General features: G+C 73.2%; 8 protein-coding genes. 4 read left to right on the top strand and 4 right to left on the bottom strand.

Annotation, left to right across the window (positions count from 1 at the left end):
- The first annotated feature begins 139 nt into the window (after window positions 1-139).
- Together AOJ26_RS19980 and AOJ26_RS19975 are read left to right on the top strand one after the other, a co-directional pair.
- Window positions 140-691, top strand: coding sequence for a winged helix-turn-helix domain-containing protein (locus tag AOJ26_RS19980; protein WP_053849685.1), 552 nt, complete (start codon window positions 140-142; stop codon window positions 689-691).
- Between the two features lie 60 nt (window positions 692-751).
- Entirely contained in the window at window positions 752-1,759 is a 1,008-nt protein-coding gene (locus AOJ26_RS19975) for an NAD-dependent epimerase/dehydratase family protein (RefSeq protein WP_053849684.1), read from the top strand.
- A gap of 180 nt (window positions 1,760-1,939) precedes the next feature.
- On the opposite strand, the gene AOJ26_RS19970 is transcribed toward AOJ26_RS19975, so the two are convergent.
- The gene (locus AOJ26_RS19970; RefSeq protein WP_053849683.1) at window positions 1,940-2,389 is read right to left on the bottom strand and encodes a MarR family winged helix-turn-helix transcriptional regulator; all 450 of its coding nucleotides are present in this window, start codon (window positions 2,387-2,389) and stop codon (window positions 1,940-1,942) included.
- 67 nt (window positions 2,390-2,456) lie between these two features.
- Here AOJ26_RS19970 and AOJ26_RS19965 point away from each other — a divergent pair, with 67 nt between their 5' ends.
- Window positions 2,457-3,320, top strand: coding sequence for an alpha/beta fold hydrolase (locus AOJ26_RS19965; RefSeq protein WP_053849682.1), 864 nt, complete (start codon window positions 2,457-2,459; stop codon window positions 3,318-3,320).
- 2 nt (window positions 3,321-3,322) lie between these two features.
- On the opposite strand, the gene AOJ26_RS19960 is transcribed toward AOJ26_RS19965, so the two are convergent.
- Window positions 3,323-3,997: a hypothetical protein gene (locus tag AOJ26_RS19960; RefSeq protein ID WP_053849681.1), complete on the bottom strand. Its 675-nt coding sequence runs from the start codon at window positions 3,995-3,997 to the stop codon at window positions 3,323-3,325.
- 108 nt (window positions 3,998-4,105) lie between these two features.
- Window positions 4,106-4,471: an arsenate reductase family protein gene (locus tag AOJ26_RS19955; RefSeq protein WP_053849680.1), complete on the bottom strand. Its 366-nt coding sequence runs from the start codon at window positions 4,469-4,471 to the stop codon at window positions 4,106-4,108.
- Window positions 4,472-4,635: 164 nt separating this feature from the next.
- Between AOJ26_RS19955 and AOJ26_RS19950 the strand changes: the two genes are divergently transcribed.
- Window positions 4,636-4,950: a hypothetical protein gene (locus AOJ26_RS19950; protein WP_053849679.1), complete on the top strand. Its 315-nt coding sequence runs from the start codon at window positions 4,636-4,638 to the stop codon at window positions 4,948-4,950.
- 181 nt (window positions 4,951-5,131) lie between these two features.
- Here the strand turns inward: AOJ26_RS19950 and AOJ26_RS44940 are convergent, their stop codons facing one another.
- Complete coding sequence (locus tag AOJ26_RS44940) at window positions 5,132-5,266, bottom strand: hypothetical protein (RefSeq protein WP_256979544.1); 135 nt, start codon at window positions 5,264-5,266, stop codon at window positions 5,132-5,134.
- Window positions 5,267-5,364 lie beyond the last annotated feature (98 nt).

Below are 5,364 nucleotides of genomic sequence, written 5' to 3'. Positions count from 1 at the left end.
CCCGTCAGCACCACGACTTCGACCGGGTGTGTTGCCGCGCGACGAACGCGCCGGCCCTCTAACGCCGTACACCCCGGCCTTCGGCCAGCGCGCAGACGTACGTCCTCCGACGACCCTCTCGCGCGAAAGAGCTGACCTCATGGCGACCCCTTCCGTCCCCACCAGCACCCTCCCCACCCCGTCCGAGAACGGCGCACGGCACCGGTTGCGAGCCGTCGGCCCCGACGAGGTCCCGCACGTGGCGGAGTTCCTTCCTCCCGGCGCCACCTGGCTGCCCGCACCCCAGCACACCCTGCCCACCCTGCCGGGCCGGCCCCCGATGATCGGCTACCTGGTGCTCGTCCCGGCCGACCAGCACCCGCCGTTCCCGGTGGCGCCGGCGCCCGCGGACACCGGCGCCCCCCTCGTGCGGATCGACACCGTGCAGCGCACCGCCGAGGTGAGCGGCAGGGAACTCGACCTCACCTACCTGGAGTTCGAGCTCCTCGCCCACCTCGTCCAGCACCCCCACCGGGTGCACACCCGCGATCAGCTCGTCACCACGGTCTGGGGCTACGGCCACGTCGGCGACGGCCGTACCGTCGACGTCCACATCGCCCGGCTGCGCCGCAAGCTGGGCGCCGAGTTCCGGGGCGCGATCCAGACCGTGCGGCGGGTCGGCTACAAGTACACCCCGCCGACCGGCGGCTGACCCTCTGCCCTCGGCAGATCCGGGTTCCTCCGAGCCGCCCGGGCGGGCACAGTCACCGGCATGAGACTTCTTCTGCTGGGCGGCACGGAGTTCGTCGGCCGGGCCGTCGCCGAGGCGGCCCTGGCCGACGGCTGGGACGTGACCGCCTTCCACCGGGGACGGCACGCGCCGGTGCGGGGAGTGCGGTCGCTGCACGGCGACCGCACCGTGCCCGGGGGCCTCACCGCCCTCGCCGGGGGCGGCCCGTGGGACCTCGTCGTGGACACCTGGTCGGCGGCGCCCCGCGCGGTCCGGGACGCCGCCCAACTGCTGCGAGACCGCGCCGACCGGTACGCGTACGTGTCGAGCTGCTCGGTCTACGCCTGGCCGCAGCAGGCCGGCTACACCGAGGACGCGCCCGTCGTCGAGGGCGCCTCGGCCGACGCGGACCAGGCCGACTACGCCCGGGACAAACGAGGCGGTGAGCTGGCCGTCCTGGACGCCTTCGGCCCGGACCGCGCCCTGCTCGTCCGAGCCGGGCTGATCCTCGGCCCGTACGAGAACATCGGCCGCCTGCCGTGGTGGCTGGGCCGTGCCGCCCGCGGCGGCCCGGTGCTCGCACCCGGCCCACGGGACCTTCCCCTCCAGTACGTCGACGTCCGCGACCTGGCCGCATGGGTGTTGGCGGCGTCCGTGGCGGGGCGGAGCGGCCCGTACAACCTGGTGAGCCCGCCGGGGCACACCACGACGGGTGAACTCCTCGACGCCTGCGTGGCCGTGACCGGCTCGGACGCCGAACTGCGCTGGACCGACCCGGACGTCGTCCTCGGCGCGGGCATCGCCCCCTGGACCGGCCTGCCGGTGTGGGTCCCGCCGGGCACCGACCTGCACACCACCCTGCACGGGGCGGACACCTCCCGGGCGGCCGCCGCGGGCCTGCGCTGCCGGCCGGTCACCGAGACGGTGGCCGACACCTGGAACTGGCTGCGCGAGATCGGCGGGGTGGCACCGCAACGCCCGGACCGGCCGACGGTGGGCATCGACCCGGAGACGGAGGCGAAGGCGCTGGCGTCCGGAGCGCAGGCCTGAATCACCGGAACCGGCCTCACCGCGCACGGCGGTGCGAGGGCGAGGAGCGGAGGCGGACAGGTACTCCGGTGTGGAGCGATGGCGGGCCGGTGCCAGGTTGCGGGGTCGAGTCGACCGGAACGCACGGTCGAGGGACCGGGGCCGGCCGTGCCAGACGCACCGGAGGGGGGCCGTGCGAGGTCAGGTCTGCTCGGCCGCCGCCTCCCGCACCCCCGCCAGGAAGCCCCGGATCGCCGCCCGTTCCCCCTCGTCGTACCCCTGGAGCAGCTCCACCGTCCGGCCGATCAGTGGCCCGAAGAAGGCCTGCCCCAGCTCCACCGCCCGCTCGTCCACCTCGACGACCACCTTGCGCCGGTCCTGCCGCCCCCGCACCCGCCGCACATGACCGGCCCGCTCCAGCCGGTCCAGTAGCGAGGTCGTCCCGGCCGAGTTGAGCCCGAGCTCCGCCCCGAGCCGGCCCGCGGTCATCTCCTCGCCCGCGCGGGAGGCGTCCATGAGGGCGATCAGGGCGCGCACGTCCGTCGGATGCATGGCGTGGCGCTGGGCGAACCGGGCGCTGTGCAGGCCGAGTTCGACGGTCACGGCGCGCAGGAGATGGACGATCTCCATCTCGGGACCCTGGGACGGCATGTGCACTCTCCGATTATCATCTCGCTCATCGAGTATCTCGCTGAACGAGATAATACGGGAGGGTCCGATGGCCAGGTACGACGGCGACAGGTTCACGGCCGCCTACGACAAGGTGATGGCCAAGTGGCCAGCCGACCGGGAGCCGCTCCGGGTCCCGACCCCCTTCGGGACGACCCGCGTCAACGCGTGTGGTCCGGCGGACGCGCCCCCGCTCGTCCTGCTGCCGGGCGGCGGGGGAGCGACCTCCGCGTCCTGGTACGCCCAGGCCGCCCACCTCGCCCGAACCCGCCGGGTCCTCGCCGTCGACCTGATCGGCGCCCCGGGCCGCAGCGCGCCGGCCGCCGACCGTCACCCCCGCACGGTCGCCGACCTGGCCGCCTGGCTCGACGCCCTCCTCGACGGACTCGGCGTCACCCGGGCCGACTTCGGCGGCCACTCCTACGGCGCCTGGATCGCCCTGCACTACGCCCTGCGCGCCCCCGACCGGATGCGCCGCCTGTTCCTCCTGGACCCGACCCAGTGCCTCGCCGGGTTCAAGGCGGCGTACCTGCTGCACGCCCTGCCGATGCTGCTGCGCCCCACGCCGGCCCGGGTCCGCGCCTTCCTGGAGTGGGAGACCGGGGGAGTCGCCATGGATCCCGACTGGCTGGGCCTCCAGGAGGCCGCCGCCGGTTTCCCCGCCGCCCGACCGGTCACCGGCCCCCGCCCCGCCCCGGACGCACTGCGCGCCCTGGACACGCCGGTCCTGCTGCTCGTGGCCGCGAACAGCAGGACTCATGACGCGTACGAGGTGGCGAGGCGGGCGGGCGAACTGCTGCCGCGGGCGGAGACCGATGTGGTCCCCGGGGTCTCCCACCACGCGCTACCGCAGTCCGCGCCTCCCGAACTGGCCCGCCGCCTCAGCGGGTTCCTGAGCGAACGTCCCGAATGACCTCACCCCACCTTCTCGATCAGGGCCCGGCGGATGAGGAACTTGCCGGGCTCCCGCACCTGTTCGAAGGCCGCGTTGTTGAGCAGGGCGCAGCTGCCGGAGACCGAAGTGACCTCCACCGTCGTGGACTTGTTGTTGTCCAGGTTGGTGACCCGCAGCTTCGTGCCGGCCGGGAACTGGTTGCTGGACGCGGCGGGCGCCCCGCCCTCGCCGGACAGCGTGACGGTCGAGCCGTTGCACACCTGCTGCCCGGAAGCGGCGTTGCCCGCGGGCGGGGCCTGGGAGGCGGGCGGGGCCTGGGACGCGGCCGGTGCCGACGGGGGAGCGGCCGGTGCGGTCTGCTGTCCGGCGCCGGCCTGGGAGCCCTGAGCCGACTCCCCGACCACGCAACCGGACGCCTCCTGCTGCACCTTGATCTGCGCGATCACCGCTTCCCGGTTGGCGATCCGGGCCGCCGACTGCGCGTCGGGTGCGGCCCGTTGCCCCTCGATGAACCGCTGGTTGTTGCCGAGCGCGGTGGCGAGGCCCTGGCAGACCGTGGACTCCGCCGCCGTCTGCGGACTCTGCGAGGCGTTGGAGGTGCCGGCCATCGCGAAGGCCCCGCCTCCCGCCACCGCCGCCGCGCTCACCAGCAGCGCGACCTTCTTCTTCGTACCGAGCGTTCTCCTGCGCGACATCCGCGCCTCCTGAGAGGTAGGGGAGCGTACGCCGCTATGTACGAGATACCGAACGAGGTTGCTCACCGGTCGCAGGAGTCAAATGACGTAACCTGCGTCACACTCCGGCTACTTCTTCCTCGACAGGGCCTCCTGCACGGCGTCCTCGCTGCGGGCGACCAGTGCCGAGCCGTCGTCCGCCGTGATGATCGGACGCTGGATGAGCTTGGGGTGCGCGGCCAGCGCGGTGATCCAGCGGTCGCGTGAACTGTCGTCCCGGGCCCACTCCTTGAGGCCGAGCTCCTTGGCGGCAGGCTCCTGGGTACGGGTGATGTCCCAGGGTTCGAGGCCGAGCCGGTCGAGCACCTCGCGGATCTCGTCCTCGCTGGGGACGTCGTCCAGATAGCGGCGGACGGTGTACTCGGCACCCTCCGCGTCGAGCAGGCTGATCGCGCTGCGGCACTTCGAACAGGCCGGATTGATCCAGATCTCCATGGCCTCCACGGTACGCGAAAACCCGTCTTCCACCTGCGTCACAGCACCCCCGAAAGCCCTTGTGGCCAGGGGCTTTTGTCAGTGGTGGGCGGTAGAATAAAACCAGTGTTCGAGGGCGTCGCCGGGGTTCCGCCGGCCGTCCTTACCGCGACAGGAGGATGCCTGTGCCCGCTGCCGCACTGAAGCCGAAGCCGTTGCCGACCCAGTCCACCGCGAAGCACCCCGTGCTGCTCGACCTGCCCTACACCCCCGTGGAGAAGCGCCCGTTGCCGCCGGGCCGTCCCCGCGAGTGGTACGTCACCCACAACCGCCGTCTCAAGGCGATGCGGCTCGCGATCGCCCTGCTCGACTCCGGCGTCTACGTCCCGAACCAGGCTCGCAACGAGACGATCCGGGACACCGCGGAGGTGATCGGCGTCCACCCGCCGTCGGACACGACGTGCCACATGGTGCGGGCGCTGATGCGGTACTCACGGTAAACCGTGGCACCGGGCGCCCACGTGTTCCTCCGGGCGCCCGGCGTTCCTTGTCCAGTGCGGTGCGGGGTCGTACCCGTGTTGCCCGCCCCAGTCCCGCAGCCAGGGAGCCTGCGCCGTGACGGCGGTCCGAGCCTCGTGCGGGGCGCCCATTTGCTCTGCGGGCGCCCCGCGTCCTGGCCGGTCAACCGGTGGGTTCGGCCAGTTCCTTCTCCAGTGGGGTGCGGAAGCGGGGTCGTACCCGGGTCGCGCCGACCCGGTCCCGCTGCCGGGCGGCCTCGACCGGGATGGCGGTGTGCGCCTTGTGCCGGGCGCCCACGTGTTCCTATGGGCGCCCGGCGTCCCGGTCGGTCAACCGGTGGGTTCGGCCAGTTCCTTCTCCAGTGGGGTGCGGAAGCGGGGTCGTACCCGGGTCGC

Origin of the sequence: Streptomyces sp. NRRL B-24085 (assembly GCF_001282115.1) — a bacterium.
Classification (GTDB): domain Bacteria; phylum Actinomycetota; class Actinomycetes; order Streptomycetales; family Streptomycetaceae; genus Streptomyces.
Note: the sequence above shows the minus strand (reverse complement) of the source record. Positions and strands in the feature narration are given on the sequence as shown.